Origin of the sequence: Anaerophilus nitritigenes (assembly GCF_004138215.1) — a bacterium.
GTDB classification, from domain to species: Bacteria; Bacillota; Clostridia; order Peptostreptococcales; family Thermotaleaceae; genus Anaerophilus; species Anaerophilus nitritogenes.
Window position 1 is genome coordinate 12,142 of record NZ_RYYS01000005.1, and the last position, 19,911, is coordinate 32,052.

A 19,911-nucleotide genomic window follows, 5' to 3' on the forward strand; every position below is an offset into this window, starting at 1 on the left:
AATATATTTTGTTCTAAAATAGTAAAAGGAATTTTTACCAATCTATAGAATTGAATAAATAGTATTTGTATAGGAGTGAATTTAGTGAAAAGTTTAAAAGTAAAGATACCGATACTGATTATTTTACTAGTTATATTTACTATTTTAGCAAGCAGTTATGCATCCTATGAAATATTCTCAAATCAAATAAGAACAAACATTATAAATGAAAATGAAAGAATTGGAAATATGATTTCAGATCAAGTGAATCAATATTTATTAGATGCACAAAACACAATAGAATATGTAGCTAAGAATGCTTCGACAGAGAGTATTGAAAATATTAAAAAAGATATTAAAAAAGTTTATAGTAGTTACAGATGGATGGATGTTATGTTTTTTATGAATTCTGATGGAAAAATTATATATAGTATTCCTCATAACGATATTATTTATCATAGAGATTATTTAGATAGAGAATATTATACATATATTAAAAAATATAAAAAAACATATATTAGTAAAGTGTTTACAAGCAGTATTTTGAATAAACCCCATATTATAATTGTATCACCTGTATTTAGAGATTATAGTACAACTATTAAAGGAATTGTAGGGGGAGGAGTTCCTTTAGAATCTATTCAAAGAATTATATATAAAACGCAAAAATCTTATGAAGGAAGAATTTATGTAATTGACAAAGATATAAAAATATTAGTAAGTTCAGAACCCAAAGATATAGGACAAAAAATATTTTTGGATAAAAAGATTCAAATGAATAACAAAGAATACACTGTAGATGAAATTATAAAAAATAATATAAAAGGAATAGGAAAATATCAAAAAGAATCTCATATAGTCCATATATCTTTTCATCATATTGAAAATTACGAAGGGGTAGTAGTAGTAGAAAGAGATGAAGCTTATATTGGAAAGGAAATACAGCGTATTCAAAAAGAATTAATTATCTGGATTACTATGATTATGGTTATAGCTTTAATACTTAGTTTATTCATTGCATATACTATTACAAAACCTATTGAAAAATTAGTTGTATATACAAGAAAAATAAGTAAAGACATCAAACAAGGGATCAAAGGATTTCAAGTTACAAAAAAGAATGAGATAGGAGAATTAGAGATTTCATTTTATAAAATGAGCAAGGAATTGAATAAAAAGATAGAGGACTTAAAGAGACTTCATAAAAAAGAAGAAGACACCAAAAAATATTTGAATAATATCTTAAAAAGTGCAGGAACTGGTGTTATTGTTATTAATGAGGAAAAACAAATTGTAATTTTTAATAAAACTGCTGAAGAAATTACAGGAGTAGATGATATAAATATAATCGGCCAAAAAATAGAAAAATTAGTTTCAGTTTTAGAATTTCCTGAAGAATTATGGAGTATTTATGAAAAAGAGCAAAATAAAATTATAGAAAAAGAATATAAAATCAAAAACAGTAAGAAAGAAGAGATATTTATAAGTATGATCGTTTCATCTGTATATAATGATGATGGACAGAGCATAGGTATAGTATGCTTGATGAAAGATTTAACTCATATAAAAAGGTTAGAAGATCAATTAAGAAGAGAAGACAAATTAAAAACTATAGGAGAACTATCAGCTTCTATTATTCATGAAATAGGAAATCCTTTAGCAGGAATGACAAATCTTTTAGAAGTATTAAAAGATAATATGGATCATAAAGACATAAGAGAAGAAATCATATATACTTTAATAGAGGAAGTAGGTATGCTTAACAATATTGTAATTAATTATTTGGATTTTACAAGAATGTATAGTGATAAGAAAGTATATATAAACATATTACATATTATACAAAGTGCTTTAAATATATTAAAAACAGAAATTAGATATAAACATATTCGAATAATGAAAAAATTTCCATCTCAGGTTCCTCTGATTAAAGTATCTCCATCTACTATGAGACAAGCTATAGTAAATATAATTAAAAATGGGATACAAGCTGTTGATAATTATGGCATTATTCAGATTGAAGTACAAAAGATAGACATTAATAAGGTTATGATTTTAATTATAGATAATGGAATAGGAATAGATGAAAATATATTAGATAAAATATTTAATCCATTTTTCACCACAAAAGAAGATGGAACAGGGTTAGGTCTTTCTATTGTTCATAAAATTATTAAAGATAATCAAGGACATATTTCTGTAAAGAGTAAAAAAAATAAAGGAACAGAATTTATATTGACCTTTGAAGGAGGAGATCCAGATGAAGGTACTTATTATTGATGATGAAAAAAGTATAAGATTGTCTTTAAAAGTGGGAATTGAAACAACAGGAATAACAATTTTTACTGCTGCTTCAGGGGAAGAGGGAATAGAAATTTTTAATAAGGAAAGACCTCGTCTATGCATTATAGATATTAATTTACCTGGAGTCAGTGGAATAGAAGTATTAAGAAAAATTCGAAAAAAAGATAAAGAATGTATAATTATTATGATTACATATATTAGTGAAGTAAAACTTGCAGTGGAGGCTATGAAATTAGGAGCAAATGATTATTTTACAAAACCTTTTCATATTAAAGAATTAAAAGAAACTATAGAGAAAAATATAAAATACATAGAAAAAATAAGAAGAATACCTAATAAAGAAAAAAATGAAATGCAAATTATAGGTGAGAGTGAATGGATTGAATATATTAAACAAATTACTTATAAAGTTGGAAATATACATTATGATACTTTTATTTTTATTCAGGGAGAAAGTGGTACAGGAAAAGATGTTATTGCAAAGGCTATTCATTTCAATGGAATACGTAAAAATAAGCCTTATGTAGCATTAAACTGTGCTGCTATTCCTAAAAATTTGCAGGAAAGTGAATTGTTTGGATATGAAAAAGGAGCTTTTTCAGGTGCAATAACTCAAAAAAAAGGACTTATAGAAGAAGCCAATGAGGGTACTTTATTTCTAGATGAAATAGGAGATATGGATATTTTACTTCAGGCAAAACTCTTAAGAGTTTTACAAGAAAAAAAATTTAGAAGAATAGGAGGAGTAAAAGAAATTGGATTTCGTGCAAATGTGATTTCGGCAACGAATAAAGAAATCATAAAAGAGATAAAAAACAATAATTTTAGAGAAGATTTGTATTATCGGTTAAATGTAATTCCTATTCATACAAAACCTTTAAGAGAAAGGAAAAAAGATATTCCAGTTTTATTAGAATTTTTTATAAGACAATATAATAAAGAATTAAATAAAAACATAAAAGGAATGACAAAAGAAGCTTTGGAAATTGCAAAAAACTATGATTGGAGAGGAAATGTAAGAGAGTTAAAAAATCTTGTAGAAAGAGTAATGATTTTTAAAGAAGATGAATGGGTTGATGTAGAGGATTTGCCACAAAATATTATTAGTTATGAAGTCGAAAACCCTAATGATTCTTTAAATATGAATCTTGAAAATGTTGAAATGGAAGCAATTCATGCTGTATTAAGAAAAAATGAATGGAATATTACTAAAACAGCAGAAATTTTAGGGATATCTCGTGTGACGTTAAGAAGAAAAATTGAAAAATATAGTATTAATAAATAGGTGGTAAATTTTGAAACAAAGGTGATAAATTATTTATCACCTTTGTTTTATTATGTAGAAAAAAATATATAAATTATTTAAAGTAAAAAAATATTAAATAATTAAGTAAAAGAAATATACTGCAAGATAATAAAAAATATTTTATTTATTTAGAATATTTTTAAAATGGCATGAAAATTGCTAATATAAATTAATACAATTAAAAAATATGAACATAATGAATTTGGACTATATAAAAAATCTCTAAAAGAGAGGAGAAGGATAAAAATAAATTATATAAAAAAAAGAAGGAGGTAGGTATATGAAGTTTGATGCAGTAGCTTGGATTATGAGTCCGTATATTCTTATGTTTATCGCTGTTGTAACAGGATTATTATTTGGGAAAATTAAATTTGGAAAATTTAATTTTGGAATATCAGGGGCTCTATTTACTGGACTTGTTATAGGATGGGGAGTACTAAAATATGCAAATGAGTTTACACCGTTAGATCAACATTTTAATACAGCTCAAAAATTAATTGAGACAGGAGTTATTTCTAAGAACTTTTTTACTATTTTTCTAATTTTATTTGTAGCAGCAGTAGGCCTTTTAGCGGCAAAAGATATGGATACTGTTCTTAAGAGATATGGATCAAAGTTTATAGCATTAGGAATAATAATTACCTTTATGGGGGCAGTGGCGACTTATGGAATGACTCTTTTAAGTGATGATGCAAATCCATATCAAGTATCAGGAGTATATACAGGAGCTTTAACTAGCTCTCCTGGTCTTGCTGCAGCTATTGAAACAGCAACAAAACATTCTACTAAGGCTGTAGAAAATTATGAAAATTATACATTAGAAGAGAAACAAAAATTATTAAAATTATTAGAACCACTTGGAAACTTGACTCCACAAGATCATCCTACTTTAACAAAAGAGCAAGCAAATCAGTTTATAAAAGATGCACAAGCAGGCATTGGAGTAGGTCATGCTATTGGATATCCTTTTGGAGTAATTGTTATAATTTTAGCTATAAATTTAATCCCTAAGTTATTTAATATTGATGTAGAAAGTGAATTAAATCAATTTAGAATAGAAATGGAAGAAGCAAGAAAAGAGAAAGGAGGGAAACAAGTTTCAGAAGTTTCATTTGATCTATTAGCTTTTATTGCAGCTTGTCTATTTGGATATACTATTGGAGTTATAGAAATTCCTCTAGGACCGTTAGGAAACTTTAGCTTAGGAGCTACAGGAGGAGTTTTGATTGGAGCTTTAATTTTAGGATATATAGGTAAAATTGGATTTATGAATTTTAGAATGGATAATAAAATACTAGGAGTAATTCGTCAAGTGGCATTAGCATTTTTCTTGGCAGTTGTAGGTTTACAATATGGATTTAAAGTATTCGATGCTATAGCAGGAAGTGGAATGTATTTAGGAATAGTATCCTTGGTAGTAGGTTTTGTATCTTGTGTAGTAGGTTTTGGAATAGGCAAATATATTTTTAAGATCAATTGGATTATGTTATCAGGTGCTATATGTGGAGGAATGACATCTACTCCAGGTTTGGGAGCAGCCATAGATGCAATAGGTAGTGATGAGCCTGCAGCAGGATACGGAGCTACTTATCCGTTTGCTTTACTAGGAATGGTTATATGGACAATTATATTGCATAATTTGCCTATGTAAGTATGGCAACTATGATATTTTTATAAATATGGATGGTTTGGAGGGGTGTATATGTTAGAAAAAAGAATTAGAAGAGCAGATTTAAAAGATAAAATTATGTCTGCTGAAGATGCAGCTATGCTATTTGAAGATGGAATGACTGTAGCAACTAGTGGATTTACTCCTGCGGGATATCCAAAAGAAGTTCCTTTGGCTTTAGCAAAAAGAGCAGAGAGAGGAGACAAGATAGGAATTACTTTAATTACAGGAGCCTCTGTAGGAGATGAGTTAGATGGAGTATTAACAAGAGCTGGTGTTATAAAAAGAAGATTTCCTTATCAAACTCATTCAGATTTAAGAGATTCTATTAATAAAGGCAATATTTATTATCAAGATATGCATCTTAGTCATGTACCACAATATATAGACTATGGTTTTTTTGGAGAAATTCATATTGCTGTAGTTGAGGCTTTGGCTATAACAGAAGAAGGAGGAATTATTCCTACTACTTCTGTTGGCATATCACCTCATGCTATTAAGAATGCAAAGAAGGTAATTGTAGAAATTAATACAAGTCAGCCTATGGAGTTAGAGGGAGTACATGATATTTATATTCCTAATAAACCCCCTAATAGAGAGCCTATACCTATTATTCATCCAGCAGATCGTATTGGAACTTCTTATATACCTTGTGATCCTGATAAAATTAAAGCTATTGTAATTACAGATAAAAAAGATAAAGTTAGACCTCTTGGAAGCATTGATGAAGATTCAAAAAAAATATCAGGATATATTATAGAATTTTTAGAACATGAAGTAAAAATGAATAGAATGCCTAAAAATTTATTACCATTACAATCTGGAGTGGGATCTGTTGCAAATGCAGTATTAGGAGGAATAGTAGATTCGAAATTTGAAAATTTAACTTGTTATACAGAAGTAATTCAAGATGCTATGTTTGATTTAATTGATGAGGGAAAAGTAACTGTAGCATCTGGTACGTCTTTTAGTCCATCGGAGGAGGGATTGAAAAGACTTATTAAAAATATGAAGCATTATGCAAAACATTGCATTTTAAGACCTATGGAAATTAGTAATAATCCAGAAGTAACTAGAAGACTAGGTGTTATTGCTATGAATACAGCTATAGAAGTGGATATATATGGACATGTAAATTCTACTAATATTATGGGGTCTAAAATGATGAATGGAATAGGAGGATCAGGAGATTTTACAAGAAATGCATACATTTCTATATTTACAACTGTTTCTACTGCTAAGAATGGAGATATATCTTCTATTGTACCTATGGTCTCTCATGTAGATCATACAGAACATGATGTAGAAGTCATAGTTACAGAACAAGGAATTGCAGACTTAAGAGGACTTTCTCCACGAGAAAGAGCTAAAAAAATAATAAAAAACTGTGCTCATCCTGATTATCAACATGTATTAATGGATTACTTAAAAAGAGCTGAGAAAGAAAAATTTAAATATCAGCCACATGTTTTAGAAGAAGCATTATCTTTTCATGATAGATTCTTAAAAACAGGTAGTATGAAGATCAAGTAAATAAAATATTTTTTATGAAAAGTATAAAAATACAACAGTTGAAAAAAATGGAAAATCATCAATTACTGTGATATTCTTAAAGTATAATTAATATCCTATATAGTTAGAAGAGGAGGATAAATATGGTTTTGAAAGAGAAATTAGACCAAATCAAAGAAACTTATATAGCTTATGAAGAAAAGGTAGGAGAATCTTTAAAGAAGAGACCCGAAAGAAAAGAAACTTTTGAAAGTGGGTCAGGAGAAATAGTTAATAGATTATACACTCCTTTAAATATTGAAAATTTTGATTACGAAAAAGATTTAGGTATGCCAGGTAGTTTTCCTTATACAAGAGGGGTACAACCAAATATGTATAGGGGAAGACTCTGGACTATGCGTATGTATGCAGGTTTTGCTACAGCAGAAGAATCTAATAAGCGTTACAAATTTTTAATTGAACAAGGTTCTATGGGACTTTCTGTAGCTTTTGATCTTCCAACTCAAATAGGATATGATTCAGATCATCCATTAGCAGAAGGAGAAGTTGGAAAAGTTGGAGTAGCTATTGATTCTTTAGCAGATATGGAGATCTTATTTGATGGTATTCCATTAGATAAAGTATCTACTTCAATGACTATTAATGCACCAGCATCTGTTCTTTTAGCTATGTATATTGCAGTTGCTGAAAAACAAGGAGTTACTCCAGAAAAATTAAGAGGGACTATTCAAAATGATATTTTAAAAGAGTATATTGCTCGTGGAACATATATTTTCCCAACAGAAGCATCTATGAGACTTATTACGAATATATTTGAGTATTGTTCAAAAGAAGTACCACAATGGAATACAATAAGTATTTCAGGATACCACATTAGAGAAGCAGGCTCTACTGCTGCACAAGAAGTAGGATTTACTTTAGCAGATGGAATTGCTTATGTAGAAGCTGCTATTAATGCAGGATTAGATGTAGATACTTTTGCTCCTAGATTATCATTTTTCTTTAATGCTCATAATGATATTTTAGAAGAAGTGTCAAAATTCAGAGCAGCAAGAAGATTGTGGGCAAAAATTATGAAAGAAAGATTCAATGCAAAGAAGCCAAAATCAATGCAACTAAAATTTCATACTCAAACAGGGGGATCAACTCTTACAGCTCAACAACCAGAGAATAATATTGTACGTGTAGCTATTCAAACTCTAGCAGCTGTTTTAGGAGGAACTCAATCCCTTCATACAAATTCTAAAGATGAAGCTTTGGCTCTTCCTACTGAGGAATCTGTAAGAACAGCTTTAAGAACACAACAAATTGTAGCCTACGAAAGTGGTGCTGCAGATACGGTAGATCCTTTGGCAGGTTCATACTTTATTGAAGCAAAAACAAAAGAGATAGAAGAAGAAGCTATGGAATATATTAGAAAAATAGATGAAATAGGTGGTGCACCAAGAGCGATTGATAATGGATATATTCAACAAGAAATTATGGATGCAGCTTACAATTATCAAAGAGATATAGAGAACGGAAAAAGAATTATTGTAGGAATGAATAAATTCCAAACAAAAGAAGAACCACCAAAAGGATTACTAAGAGTAGATCCTATTGTAGGGGAGCTTCAAAAGAAAAAATTAAAAGATTTAAGAGCTAGAAGAGATAATGAACTTATAAAAGAAAGATTAGAAAACTTAAGAAAGGCATGTGAGGGAAATGATAATTTAATGCCTTATATATTAGATGCAGTAAGAGTATATGCTACATTAGGAGAGATATGTGGAGTTATGAGAAAAGTTTTTGGAGAATATCAACAAAGTATACAATTATAAACATATATTGTTAAAAAAGAATAAATAAAGGGGGAAAAAATTATGGATAGACCCATTAGAGTATTAGTAGCAAAGCCTGGCTTGGATGGACATGATAGAGGGGCAAAAGTTATTGCAAGAGCTTTAAGAGATGCGGGAATGGAAGTTATATATACAGGTCTTAGACAAACTCCAGAACAAATTGTCAGTGCTGCAATTCAAGAAGATGTTGAATGTATTGCTATGAGTATTTTATCTGGAGCACATAATACACTTCTTCCAAAAGTAGTTGAGATATTACAAAAAGAAGGAGTAGATGATATTTTAGTTTTGGGTGGAGGGGTAATTCCAGATGAGGATATTCCATTTTTAAAAGAAAAAGGAATTAAAGAGATTTTTACTCCAGGAACTCCAACTTCAAAAACTATCGAATTTATAAGAAATAATATAAAAAGATAAACTTTTGAATAAAAGCAGACACAGATCAAGAGGTCTGTGATCTGCTAGTATAACTATGTGTAGAGGTGGTGATCAAATGGATTTAGGAGCTAGATTATTAAATGGAGAAAAGAGAGCTGTTGCAAGATTAATTACAATGATTGAAAATAACGAAAAAGAAGCAGTTAATATTTTAAAAAAATATTATAATAAAACAGGAAAGGCTCATGTTATTGGTATTACGGGGCCTCCAGGGGCTGGGAAAAGTACTCTTACAGATAAGCTTATAAAGCAATTAAGAAAAGAAGGGAAAACTATAGGGGTGATTGCTATAGACCCTACTAGTCCTTTTACGGGTGGATCTATATTAGGAGATCGTGTAAGGATGAATGAATTAAGTACAGATCCAGGTGTTTTTATAAGAAGTATGGGAACAAGGGGTCAGTTAGGGGGACTTTCTAAAGCTACTCAAGGAGCTGTAAAAATATTAGATATTTATGGAGTTGATTACATATTTATTGAAACAGTGGGGGTAGGACAATCAGAAGTAGATATTGCAAAAAATGCAGATACTACTCTTATGGTAATGGTTCCAGGTTTAGGAGATGACATTCAAGCTATTAAAGCAGGAATTATGGAGATAGGAGATGTATTTGCTATTAACAAAGCAGATAGAGATGGTGCAAAGAGAACTGCAACAGAGATTGAAATTATGCTTGATTTTAATAAAACAGACCGAAGACCACCTGTACAAAAAGTTATAGCAATCGAAAATAAAGGAATCGATGAATTGATTGTACATATTAAAGAGCATATGAATTATTTAAAAGAAACAGGTCAACTACACAAAAAAAGGATTAAAAATAGCAAATTAGAGATTGTTGATTTGATTCAGCAAAAAATGATGAATATGATATTAGATCGATCATCTAAAGAAGAGATAGTTGATAAATTAGCAAAAGATGTTGCTTTAAGAAAGCTAGATCCATATTCAGCTGGAGAAAAAATATTAGAAGAAATAAAATAATAAAAAAATAAAAATTAAGGAGGATAAAACAATGAATATATTGAATGTAGATCATATTGGGGTAGCTGTAAAAAACTTGGATGAAACGTTAAAATTTTATCAAAATATTTTAGGATTAAAGCTACAAGGAACAGAAGTAGTACAAGAACAGAAAGTAAAAGTTGCATTTATTCCAATAGGAGATACAGAAGTGGAATTACTAGAATCTACAGAAGTAGATGGACCCATTGCAAAATATATTGATAAGAAAGGAGAAGGACTACAACATATCGCATTTAGAGTTGAAAATATTGAAGAGGCTATTAAGGAATTAAAGGAAAAAGGTGTTAAAATGATAGATGAAAAACCACGATATGGTGCAGGTGGTGCAAAAATTGCATTTTGTCATCCTAAGGATACAAATGGAGTTTTGATAGAATTAAGTGAAAGATAATAGTGACTACTTTTATGAAGGATAAGGGATAGGAGGATATATATGTCAAATAATAAACTAGAAGATTTACAAAGACGAAAAGAAAAAATAATCCTTGGAGGAGGACAAAAAAGAATTGAAAAACAACATGCATCAGGAAAATTAACAGCAAGAGAAAGATTAAATCTTTTGTTTGACGAGGGTACTTTTGTAGAATTAGATGCCTTTGTAAAACATAGATGTACAAATTTTTCAATGGAAAAAGAAGAAGCACCGGGAGAAGGAGTAGTTACTGGATACGGTATGGTAGATGGCAGATTAGTATATGCTTATGCGCAGGATTTTACTGTAATTGGAGGATCTTTAGGGGAAATGCATGCAGCAAAGATATGCAAAGTACAAGAAAATGCTATGAAAGTAGGGGCCCCTATAGTAGGACTAAATGACTCAGGAGGAGCAAGAATTCAAGAAGCAGTAGATGCATTATCAGGATATGGAAAAATATTTTATAGAAATACTATTGCTTCAGGAGTAATTCCTCAAATATCAGCTATTATGGGACCTTGTGCAGGAGGAGCAGTATATTCACCAGGAATTACAGATTTTATATATATGGTAGATCAAACAAGTAAAATGTTTATTACAGGACCGCAAGTAATAAAGACTGTTACGGGAGAAGAAGTTTCAGCAGAAGATTTAGGTGGAGCCAAGACTCATAATACTATTAGTGGAGTTGCTCATTTTGTAGCATCAGACGATGAAGATTGCATACTGCAAATCAGAAAACTTTTAAGTTTTTTACCATCTAATAATATAGAAACAGCTCCAGTGTATGAAACAGAAGATGATGTAAATAGAATTATTCCAGAACTAGATGAATTGCTTCCAGATAACCCTAATAAACCATATGATATGTTTGATGTTATTTCAAAAGTTGTAGATGATGGAGATTATTATGAGGTACATTCTCAATTTGCGAAAAATATTATTACTTGTTTTGCAAGAATGAATGGAAGTACAGTAGGAATTATTGCAAATCAGCCCAAATTTTTAGCTGGATGCTTAGATATTAATGCATCTGATAAATCAGCAAGATTTATCAGGTTTTGTGATGCTTTTAATATTCCACTCCTTAATATTGTAGATGTTCCAGGATTTTTGCCAGGAACAAAGCAAGAATATGGTGGAATTATACGTCATGGAGCAAAACTGCTTTATGCATATAGTGAAGCTACAGTGCCTAAAGTTACATTAATTACAAGAAAAGCTTATGGAGGATCATATATTGCTATGTGCAATAAAGAACTAGGAGCAGATATGGTGTTTGCATGGCCTAGTGCTGAAATTGCAGTTATGGGACCTGAGGGAGCTGCAAATATTATTTTTAAAAATGATATTAAAAATGCACAAGATCCTGTTGAAGAAAGAACAAAAAAAATTCAAGAATATAAAGATGAATTTGCTACACCTTATAAAGCAGCAGAAAGAGGTTATGTAGATGATGTTATTGAGCCAAATTCTACAAGACCAAGACTTGTAGATGCTCTTAATATGCTTATGTCAAAGAGAGAAAATAGACCTGCTAAAAAGCATGGAAATATTCCTCTATAAGGGGAAGGATACTTTAAAAGAGAGGTGAGAATATGGATAACTTAATACTTCTAGAGAAATTTGCTAACCCAGAGTTAATTCATAGTTTGTCCCTTGGAGATAAGTTAGTAGCTTCTTTGAATGTAATGATATTAGGAATGGGTGTAACATTTATTGCTTTAGTTATTTTATGGGGGTTGATTGTACTAATGTGTAAAATGTTAAAAAGTCAAGAAAAAGAAATCAAAATACAACAAGAAGTATCTGTAGAGGATTCTATTATAAAAGACCCTACTATAGATGGAGTAGAAAATGAAGAAGAATTAGTAGCTGTAATTACTGGAGCGATTGCTGCAACTTTAAGAACTTCTACTCATAATATTGTAGTAAAAAATATTAAAAGAATAACAGATCCTACACCAACTTGGGCAAGAGCTGGGAGAATGGAACAAATGAACTCAAAAATATTTCATTAATATGTATTTAAAGATATTAAAAAAGACGAGAGGAGTATGAAAATGAAAAAATTTAATATTACTGTAAATGGAAATAGTTATGAAGTAGAAGTAGAAGAAATCAAGGGAGGATCTTCAACGCCAATACAAAGACCTATACAACAACCTACACAACAAAGAGTATCACCTCCAAAGGTACCAACTAAGGTAACACCAAAAGCTGAAACAGTATCAGCACCAAAAGAAGTACCAGCAGGAGCAAATACAGTTACAGCTCCTATGCCAGGAACAATTTTAGATTTAAAAGTAAAACAAGGAGATGTAGTAGCTAAGGGTCAAGTACTTTTAATTTTAGAGGCTATGAAAATGGAGAATGAAATTATGTCTCCTTCAGAAGGAAAGATCGTGTCTATTAATACAACAAAAGGTGCTTCTGTAAATGCAGGAGATGTATTGGTTGTAGTAGGATAATTCTTAACCTCTTAAATTGAAAGGAAAGGAGATTTAAATGATGATACATACAATCACAAAATTTCTGTATGATACTGGTTTTAGAGGATTATTTGAACAGCCAGGAAATATTATTATGATTATTGTTTCGTTTGTATTGTTGTATTTAGCGATTAAAAAAGGTTTTGAACCTCTCCTTTTGATACCCATAGCTTTTGGTATGCTTTTGGCAAATTTACCCTTTGCAGATTTAATGAAGCCTCATGGAGGGCATGGAGATCCAGGAGGATTGTTATGGTATTTTTTCCAAGGAGATGAATTCGGAATTTTTCCACCTATTATTTTTATGGGTGTAGGTGCTATGACTGACTTTGGACCTCTTATTGCAAATCCAAAAGCCTTGCTTTTAGGAGCAGCAGCTCAATTTGGCATATTTACTACTTTTATAGGAGCTATTTTATTAGGATTTACAGGACAAGAAGCAGGATCTATAGGAATTATAGGAGGAGCGGATGGACCTACAGCAATATTTTTGGCATCAAAATTAGCACCAAATTTATTAGGAGCTATTGCTGTAGCAGCGTATTCGTATATGGCACTCGTACCTATTATCCAGCCTCCTATTATGAAATTTTTAACTACGAAAGAAGAACGTATGATCAAAATGGATCAATTAAGAACAGTATCAAAAACTGAAAAAATTATATTTCCTATTATGGTTACACTTGTAGTATCTTTAATGCTTCCACCAGCAGCTACTTTAATTGGTATGCTTATGCTTGGAAATTTATTTAGAGAAAGCGGATTTACTAAAAGATTATCAGAGACAGCACAAAACTCTTTGATTAATATCGTAACCATATTTTTAGGACTTTCAGTAGGAGCTACTGCAAGTGCAAAAAATTTTTTAACGGAAGAAACATTGAAAATAGTTTTTTTAGGGGTAGTAGCTTTTGCAGTAGGAACTGCAGCAGGAGTGATTCTTGCTAAAATTATGAATAAGTTATCGGGAGGAAAAATTAATCCTTTAATTGGTTCAGCAGGAGTTTCAGCAGTTCCAATGGCAGCTAGAGTTTCACAAGTAGTAGGGCAAAAAGAAAATCCTTCTAACTTTTTATTAATGCATGCTATGGGGCCGAATGTGGCAGGGGTTATAGGTTCAGCTGTAGCGGCAGGAATGATGCTTTCGTTGTTTGGTTAAAAAACAGGTAGAATTATCTGCCTGTTTTTTTATTAAATTAAAATAATAAGTAATTTTGATAAGAATATTAGAATTTCTTAGATAAGAGTTATAGTATAATAAAAGTTTTTTGTGTACTATATAGATAGAATTATATGAAGGAGAGATTAACTTATGAAAAAGCAAATTCTAAGAGCTTTAAAAAATAATAAAGAAAATTTTATATCAGGAGAAGAATTAAGTCATCAAATAGGAGTTACAAGAACAGCAGTATGGAAACATATAAAAGGTTTAAAAGAAGATGGTTATGAAATAGAGTCTATCTCAAGAAAGGGATATAGACTTTTGAAAGAACCAGATATTTTAGATGCAGATATTTTAGAAATAGAAATAAAAAATAGATATATTGGTAACAAAGTAATCCATTTTGACCAAGTAGAATCTACTAATACTGTAGCAAAAAGAATGGCTAGTGAAGGAGCTGAAGAAGGGACAGTAGTAATTGCAGAAGAACAAATAGGAGGAAGAGGGAGATTGGGTAGAAATTGGATTTCACCAAAGAAAAAAGGCATATGGATGTCTATTATTTTAAGACCTTTAATAGATCCTATGGAGGCTGCAAAAATAACACAAATAGCAGCTGCAGCTGTAGCAAATGGACTTATGAACATTACTCATAAATTTGTGGGGATAAAATGGCCAAATGATATTATTATAAACAATAAAAAAGTATGTGGAATTTTAACAGAAATGAGTGCTGAATTAAATTGTATGAATTATATCATTGTAGGAATTGGAATGAATGTAAATATGACAAATAAAGAGTTCCCAGAAGAAATCGAAAGTATAGCCACATCGATAAGGGAATGTATAGGAAAAGAAGTTTCTAGAAAAGAAATTATAAAGGAAGTACTTCATTCATTTGAAGAGTTGTATTTAGATTTTATACAAAATAAGAATATACAAAAAAGTTTAGATTTATGTAAAGATTATTCTGTTACATTAGGAAAAGAGGTAAAGATCAAAAGTCAACATGAAGAAATTATAGCTTATGCTATGGATATATCAGAAGATGGACAGCTTATTATTAAAAAAAGTACAGGAGAGATTAAAAAGGTTTTATCAGGGGAAGTATCTGTAAGAGGGATTACAGATTATGTATGAAGATAAATAAAGGGGTTATAATTAAGGAAGACAAGTAGATTCTTTTATAGTTTTTGGTTGCAAAATAAATACTCAGATGATAACATATAAAAGGAAAAAAACACATTTGAAATAGATGATAAAGAAACAAATGAGAAAGGTTGATCAAAAATATGTTATTAGCATTTGATGTCGGGAATACCAATATTGTTTTAGGCGCATATAAAGACGAAAAACTACTAAATTATTGGAGATTTGCTACAGATAAGACTAAGAGTTCAGATGAGTATGGAATTTTGATCCATCAATTATTTGAATATGAGGGACTTAAACTTGAAGATGTAAAAGATGTAATTATATCATCTGTTGTACCACCTATCATGTATACCCTTGAACATGCAGCTTTAAAATACTGCAATAAAAAAGCAATGGTAATTGGGCCTGGCATCAAAACAGGAATGAATATAAGATATGACAACCCAAAACAAGTAGGAGCAGACCGAATTGTTAATGCAGTTGCAGCATATGAAAAATATGGAGGACCTTTAGTGATTGTAGATTTTGGAACAGCTACAACTTTTTGTGCTATCTCAGAAAAGGGAGAATACTTAGGAGGAACTATCGCACCAGGAATAAAAATTTCTAGTGAGGCATTGTTTGAGCATGCAGCAAAATTGCCTAGAGTGGAACTTGTGAAGCCTGGAAAAGTAATATGTAAAAATACTGTAAGTAGTATGCAATCAGGAATGGTTTATGGATACGTAGGACTTGTAGATTATATTGTTCGTAGAATGAAAAAAGAATTAGGAAGTGAAGAAACAAAAGTAATCGCAACAGGAGGTCTTGCTAGTTTAATTAGAACTGAATCAGAGACTATAGACTGCATTGATAAACTTCTTACCCTTGAAGGGCTTAGAATTATTTATAACAGAAACAAGGAATAAAATAAAAATTAGGGTCATTTTTTAGAATCGTTTCTAAGGATGACCCTAATTTTCTATAATACATTAGGAAGTTATGCATTAAATAAAATTGTGAGTAAATTTATAATTCTTGTTACGTATTTCAAAAAAGTCTACTTAGGAGGCTTACAAAGGAAGACTTTTTACATAAAAAAATTCATATTGGTTATAGATAAGAAACAGGTGGTGAAAAAATGAAAATAGGAGATGTAGTACTCAAGAACAATTTGTCTTTAGGACCTATGGCTGGAGTAACGGATTTGTCCTTTAGACTTCTTTGTAAAGAACAAGAAGTAGGTCTTGTATATACAGAGATGATCAGTGCAAAGGGACTTGTTTATAATGATCAAAATACTAAAAAGCTTATTGAAATTCATGATAAAGAAAAACCTGTAGCTCTTCAAATCTTTGGATCAGATCCTGAGTTTATGGCTAGAGCTGCAGAAAAGTTAAATGATCATGATCATGCTATGCTAGATATTAATATGGGATGCCCTACTCCTAAGATTGTAAGAAATGGGGATGGATCAGCACTTATGAAGAATCCTAAGCTTGCAGGGGAAGTTGTACGTGCTGTAGTGAATCATACAGATAAACCAGTCACTGTAAAAATTAGAAAAGGATGGGATGATGATCACATCAATGCAGTGGAGATGGCTAAAAGAATAGAAGAAAATGGAGCAAAAGCAATTGCAGTTCATGGAAGGACACGAGAACAATTTTATACAGGTAAAGCGGATTGGAATATTATAAAAGAAGTAAAAAATTCAGTATCTATTCCAGTGATAGGAAATGGAGATGTATTAAGTATAGAAGATGCATTGAAAATGAAGAAAATGACAAATTGCGATGGAATAATGATTGCAAGAGGAGCACAAGGCAATCCATGGATCTTTAGAAGAATAAGTCATTATATGAAAACGGGTGAGATTCTAGCAGAGCCTACTATAGAAGAAAAAATAAATATGATGATGAAACATCTTTATTTATTTATTGAATATAAAGGAGAATATGTAGCAGTTAGAGAGATGAGAAAACATATAGGATGGTATTTAAAAGGAGTGAGAAATTCAAGCATCATTCGTGGAAAATTAAATACCCTTCAAACAAAAGAAGACATAAAAGAGATGTTACAAAAAATTTTAGAGTATTCTGTATAGCTAGATTTCAAAATATTCAGGGGATAGCTTGACAATGAGTAGTATGTACATTATAATATTTCGCATATAGTGATGAAAAGAATTAAAAATTTTGAAAATTTAATGCAATATAGATATATGGAATAGGTAGAATAAGAATAAAATTATGATGAAAACATATAATGAGTAGCAAGTATTTTATAAAAGGGAAAAGGAGAGAAAGTAGATGGTTGATAAGGAGATTATATTAACTCGTCAAGGGTTACAAAAAATAGAAGAGGAATTAGAACAATTAAAAACTGTTAGAAGAAAAGAAGTAGCAGAAAGAATAAAAGAAGCAATTGCTTTTGGAGATATTAGTGAAAATTCAGAGTATGATGAAGCAAAAAATGAACAGGCCCAAGTAGAAGAAAGAATTGCAAAGCTTGAAATGACTTTAAGAAAAGCAAAAGTAATTGATGAAGAAGATATATCTTTAGATGTAGTAGGAATTGGAACTGTTGTTAAAGTAAGAGATTTAGAATTTGATGAAGAAATGGAATATACTATTGTCGGTTCTGCAGAAGCAGATCCTTATGAGTTAAAGATCTCTAATGAATCTCCTGTAGGAAGAGGTTTACTAGGAAAAAAAGTAGGAGAAGTTGTAGATGTACAAGTTCCAGATGGAATTATAAAATATGAAATATTAGAAATTAGTAGATAACTTTGGAGGTGTACAAAAGATGAGTGAAGAAATGAGTCTTAGTGAAGTATTACAAGTTAGAAGAGATAAACTTAAAAAACTTCAAGATATGGATAGAAATCCATTTAAAGTAGAAAAATATGAACAAACTGCATTTAGTGGAGATATAAAAGATGATTTTGAACATATAGAAGGACAAGAAGTATCCATTGCAGGAAGAATCATGGCAAAAAGAACTATGGGAAAGGCTTCTTTTTTAGATATACAAGATAAACAAGGAAGAATTCAATCTTATGTTCGAAAAGATGCATTAGGAGAAGAAGAGTATGAAATTGTTCTTACATATGATATAGGAGATATTATAGGGATAACAGGTGTTGTATTTAGAACACAAAAGGGAGAAATCTCTGTAAAAGCTCAAAAAGTAGAGCTTCTTTCTAAATCATTACAACCGCTTCCGGAAAAATGGCACGGGTTAAAAGATAAAGAATTAAGATATAGACAAAGATATGTAGATTTAATTGTAAATCCTCAAGTAAAAGAAACTTTTATAGCTAGAACAAAAGCTATAAAAGCATTAAGAAAATATTTAGATGATCGTGACTTTTTAGAAGTAGAAACACCTATATTAGATACTGTTGCATCAGGTGCTACTGCTAGACCTTTTGTTACTCATCATAATACGCTAGATATAGATATGTATATGAGAATAGCTACAGAACTACATTTAAAAAGATTAGTTGTAGGTGGAATAGATAGAGTATATGAAATAGGAAGATTATTTAGAAATGAAGGGATGTCTCAAAGACACAATCCTGAATTTACGACGATTGAATGGTATATGGCTTATGCAGATTATGAAGTTATGATGAGAATGTGTGAAGAAGTAGTATCAGAAATGGCAATGGCTGCGGCTGGCAAAACCAAACTAATATATCAAGGACAAGAAATAGATTTTACTCCTCCATGGAGAAAAATAAAAATGGTAGATTTAGTTACAGAAGTAACAGGAATTAACCTTGAAGAAATAGATACAGATGAAGAAGCAAGGAAAGTTGCTAAAGAAAAAGGAATAGAAGTAAAAAAAGAAACAACAAAAGGAGAGATTATTAATCTATTTTTTGAAGAATTTTGTGAAAAAACTCTTATGCAACCTACATTTGTTACCCATCATCCAGTTGAGATTTCACCTTTTGCTAAGAGAGATCCAGAAAATCCAGGATATACTCATAGATTTGAGGCATTTGCAAATACTTGGGAAATTGCAAATGCATTCTCAGAATTAAATGATGCAATGGATCAAAGACAAAGATTTGAAGATCAAATAAAAAAGAAAGAAATGGGAGAAGATGAAATTGCTATGATGGATGAGGATTTCTTAAATGCTTTAGAAGTAGGACTTCCACCAACAGGAGGAATTGGTATTGGTATTGATAGATTAGTGATGCTTCTTACTGATTCTCCAACTATTAGAGATGTTATTTTATTTCCAACCATGAAACCTATTGAAAAGTAGAGCGTAGGGGTTTATCCCTATGCTTTAAATTTTTTAATATATAGTTTATCTACAAATTATAATAAAATTCATAGAAAATAAAAGAAAAAATGAATATATTAATAAAAAACAGAAATAATAATAAATAGAGTCGAAAAAAAGATATTGCTTATATATTTTGTTTATGATATAGTAAGCATTGTCGTTAGCGAAAACATCAAAAAAGTTTTCTAATGACAAAAAAATGTTTGACAAGAATGAATAAAAATGATAAACTAATTAAGCTGTCAAAATAACGGCAGTTTTAAAAAATAGATTGACCTTTGAAAACTAAACAGCACAAGAAATGACAAGCAAACAAATTAATTG

The 19,911-nt window shown here is 30.4% G+C and carries 17 protein-coding genes; all 17 read left to right on the forward strand.

The features are described from left to right. The first annotated feature begins 84 nt into the window (after positions 1-84). The 17 genes from EK368_RS00225 (at position 85) to lysS (ending at position 19,563) form a co-directional block, all read left to right on the forward strand. A complete protein-coding gene (locus EK368_RS00225; protein ID WP_129595716.1) occupies positions 85-2,259 on the forward strand; it encodes a PAS domain-containing sensor histidine kinase in 2,175 nt (724 codons plus the stop codon). After that, the gene (locus tag EK368_RS00230; RefSeq protein WP_129595717.1) at positions 2,240-3,568 is read left to right on the forward strand and encodes a sigma-54-dependent transcriptional regulator; all 1,329 of its coding nucleotides are present in this window, start codon (positions 2,240-2,242) and stop codon (positions 3,566-3,568) included. The genes EK368_RS00225 and EK368_RS00230 overlap by 20 nt, the downstream gene beginning before the upstream one ends. 301 nt (positions 3,569-3,869) lie before the next feature. Continuing rightward, positions 3,870-5,240 (forward strand): aspartate-alanine antiporter-like transporter, encoded by a 1,371-nt coding sequence (locus tag EK368_RS00235; RefSeq protein ID WP_129595718.1) that lies wholly within the window; start codon positions 3,870-3,872, stop codon positions 5,238-5,240. A gap of 51 nt (positions 5,241-5,291) precedes the next feature. After that, complete coding sequence (locus EK368_RS00240; RefSeq protein WP_129595719.1) at positions 5,292-6,791, forward strand: acetyl-CoA hydrolase/transferase family protein; 1,500 nt, start codon at positions 5,292-5,294, stop codon at positions 6,789-6,791. A 122-nt stretch (positions 6,792-6,913) separates the two neighbouring features. Further along, positions 6,914-8,590, forward strand: a complete 1,677-nt coding sequence (locus EK368_RS00245; protein ID WP_129595720.1) for an acyl-CoA mutase large subunit family protein — start codon at positions 6,914-6,916, stop codon at positions 8,588-8,590. Positions 8,591-8,632: 42 nt separating this feature from the next. Further along, positions 8,633-9,028, forward strand: a complete 396-nt coding sequence (locus EK368_RS00250) for a cobalamin B12-binding domain-containing protein (RefSeq protein WP_129595721.1) — start codon at positions 8,633-8,635, stop codon at positions 9,026-9,028. Positions 9,029-9,104: 76 nt separating this feature from the next. After that, positions 9,105-10,034, forward strand: coding sequence for a methylmalonyl Co-A mutase-associated GTPase MeaB (gene meaB, locus EK368_RS00255; protein WP_129595722.1), 930 nt, complete (start codon positions 9,105-9,107; stop codon positions 10,032-10,034). Positions 10,035-10,065: 31 nt separating this feature from the next. After that, positions 10,066-10,467 carry a methylmalonyl-CoA epimerase gene (gene mce, locus EK368_RS00260; protein ID WP_129595723.1) on the forward strand — a complete coding sequence of 134 codons (402 nt, stop codon included), beginning with the start codon at positions 10,066-10,068 and terminating at the stop codon, positions 10,465-10,467. Positions 10,468-10,509: 42 nt separating this feature from the next. Continuing rightward, on the forward strand, positions 10,510-12,057 hold the full coding sequence (gene mmdA, locus EK368_RS00265) for a methylmalonyl-CoA decarboxylase subunit alpha (protein ID WP_129595724.1): 1,548 nt from the start codon (positions 10,510-10,512) through the stop codon (positions 12,055-12,057). Between the two features lie 32 nt (positions 12,058-12,089). Further along, complete coding sequence (locus tag EK368_RS00270) at positions 12,090-12,512, forward strand: OadG family protein (protein WP_129595725.1); 423 nt, start codon at positions 12,090-12,092, stop codon at positions 12,510-12,512. 42 nt (positions 12,513-12,554) lie between these two features. Further along, positions 12,555-12,962, forward strand: a complete 408-nt coding sequence (locus EK368_RS00275) for a biotin/lipoyl-containing protein (protein WP_129595726.1) — start codon at positions 12,555-12,557, stop codon at positions 12,960-12,962. A 37-nt stretch (positions 12,963-12,999) separates the two neighbouring features. Then, entirely contained in the window at positions 13,000-14,142 is a 1,143-nt protein-coding gene (locus EK368_RS00280; protein WP_341472762.1) for a sodium ion-translocating decarboxylase subunit beta, read from the forward strand. A gap of 153 nt (positions 14,143-14,295) precedes the next feature. Then, positions 14,296-15,285, forward strand: a complete 990-nt coding sequence (locus tag EK368_RS00285) for a biotin--[acetyl-CoA-carboxylase] ligase (protein WP_129595728.1) — start codon at positions 14,296-14,298, stop codon at positions 15,283-15,285. A gap of 152 nt (positions 15,286-15,437) precedes the next feature. Then, entirely contained in the window at positions 15,438-16,208 is a 771-nt protein-coding gene (locus tag EK368_RS00290) for a type III pantothenate kinase (protein WP_129595729.1), read from the forward strand. A 212-nt stretch (positions 16,209-16,420) separates the two neighbouring features. Next, positions 16,421-17,386, forward strand: a complete 966-nt coding sequence (gene dusB, locus EK368_RS00295; protein ID WP_129595730.1) for a tRNA dihydrouridine synthase DusB — start codon at positions 16,421-16,423, stop codon at positions 17,384-17,386. Between the two features lie 205 nt (positions 17,387-17,591). Then, on the forward strand, positions 17,592-18,068 hold the full coding sequence (gene greA, locus EK368_RS00300; protein ID WP_129595731.1) for a transcription elongation factor GreA: 477 nt from the start codon (positions 17,592-17,594) through the stop codon (positions 18,066-18,068). A 19-nt stretch (positions 18,069-18,087) separates the two neighbouring features. Beyond that, positions 18,088-19,563: a lysine--tRNA ligase gene (gene lysS, locus EK368_RS00305; RefSeq protein ID WP_129595732.1), complete on the forward strand. Its 1,476-nt coding sequence runs from the start codon at positions 18,088-18,090 to the stop codon at positions 19,561-19,563. The last annotated feature ends 348 nt before the right edge of the window (positions 19,564-19,911 follow it).

Excerpts from the sequence above, each read along its gene's own strand:
- EK368_RS00275 (WP_129595726.1), top strand. The coding sequence starts at position 12,555 with ATGAAAAAATTTAATATTACTGTAAATGGAAATAGTTATGAAGTAGAA.
- EK368_RS00285 (WP_129595728.1), top strand. The coding sequence starts at position 14,296 with ATGAAAAAGCAAATTCTAAGAGCTTTAAAAAATAATAAAGAAAATTTT.
- mmdA (WP_129595724.1), top strand. The coding sequence starts at position 10,510 with ATGTCAAATAATAAACTAGAAGATTTACAAAGACGAAAAGAAAAAATA.
- greA (WP_129595731.1), top strand. The coding sequence starts at position 17,592 with ATGGTTGATAAGGAGATTATATTAACTCGTCAAGGGTTACAAAAAATA.
- lysS (WP_129595732.1), top strand. The coding sequence starts at position 18,088 with ATGAGTGAAGAAATGAGTCTTAGTGAAGTATTACAAGTTAGAAGAGAT.
- EK368_RS00290 (WP_129595729.1), top strand. The coding sequence starts at position 15,438 with ATGTTATTAGCATTTGATGTCGGGAATACCAATATTGTTTTAGGCGCA.
- EK368_RS00250 (WP_129595721.1), top strand. The coding sequence starts at position 8,633 with ATGGATAGACCCATTAGAGTATTAGTAGCAAAGCCTGGCTTGGATGGA.
- mce (WP_129595723.1), top strand. The coding sequence starts at position 10,066 with ATGAATATATTGAATGTAGATCATATTGGGGTAGCTGTAAAAAACTTG.
- EK368_RS00240 (WP_129595719.1), top strand. The coding sequence starts at position 5,292 with ATGTTAGAAAAAAGAATTAGAAGAGCAGATTTAAAAGATAAAATTATG.
- dusB (WP_129595730.1), top strand. The coding sequence starts at position 16,421 with ATGAAAATAGGAGATGTAGTACTCAAGAACAATTTGTCTTTAGGACCT.
- EK368_RS00280 (WP_341472762.1), top strand. The coding sequence starts at position 13,000 with ATGATGATACATACAATCACAAAATTTCTGTATGATACTGGTTTTAGA.
- EK368_RS00270 (WP_129595725.1), top strand. The coding sequence starts at position 12,090 with ATGGATAACTTAATACTTCTAGAGAAATTTGCTAACCCAGAGTTAATT.
- EK368_RS00235 (WP_129595718.1), top strand. The coding sequence starts at position 3,870 with ATGAAGTTTGATGCAGTAGCTTGGATTATGAGTCCGTATATTCTTATG.
- EK368_RS00245 (WP_129595720.1), top strand. The coding sequence starts at position 6,914 with ATGGTTTTGAAAGAGAAATTAGACCAAATCAAAGAAACTTATATAGCT.
- meaB (WP_129595722.1), top strand. The coding sequence starts at position 9,105 with ATGGATTTAGGAGCTAGATTATTAAATGGAGAAAAGAGAGCTGTTGCA.
- EK368_RS00230 (WP_129595717.1), top strand. The coding sequence starts at position 2,240 with ATGAAGGTACTTATTATTGATGATGAAAAAAGTATAAGATTGTCTTTA.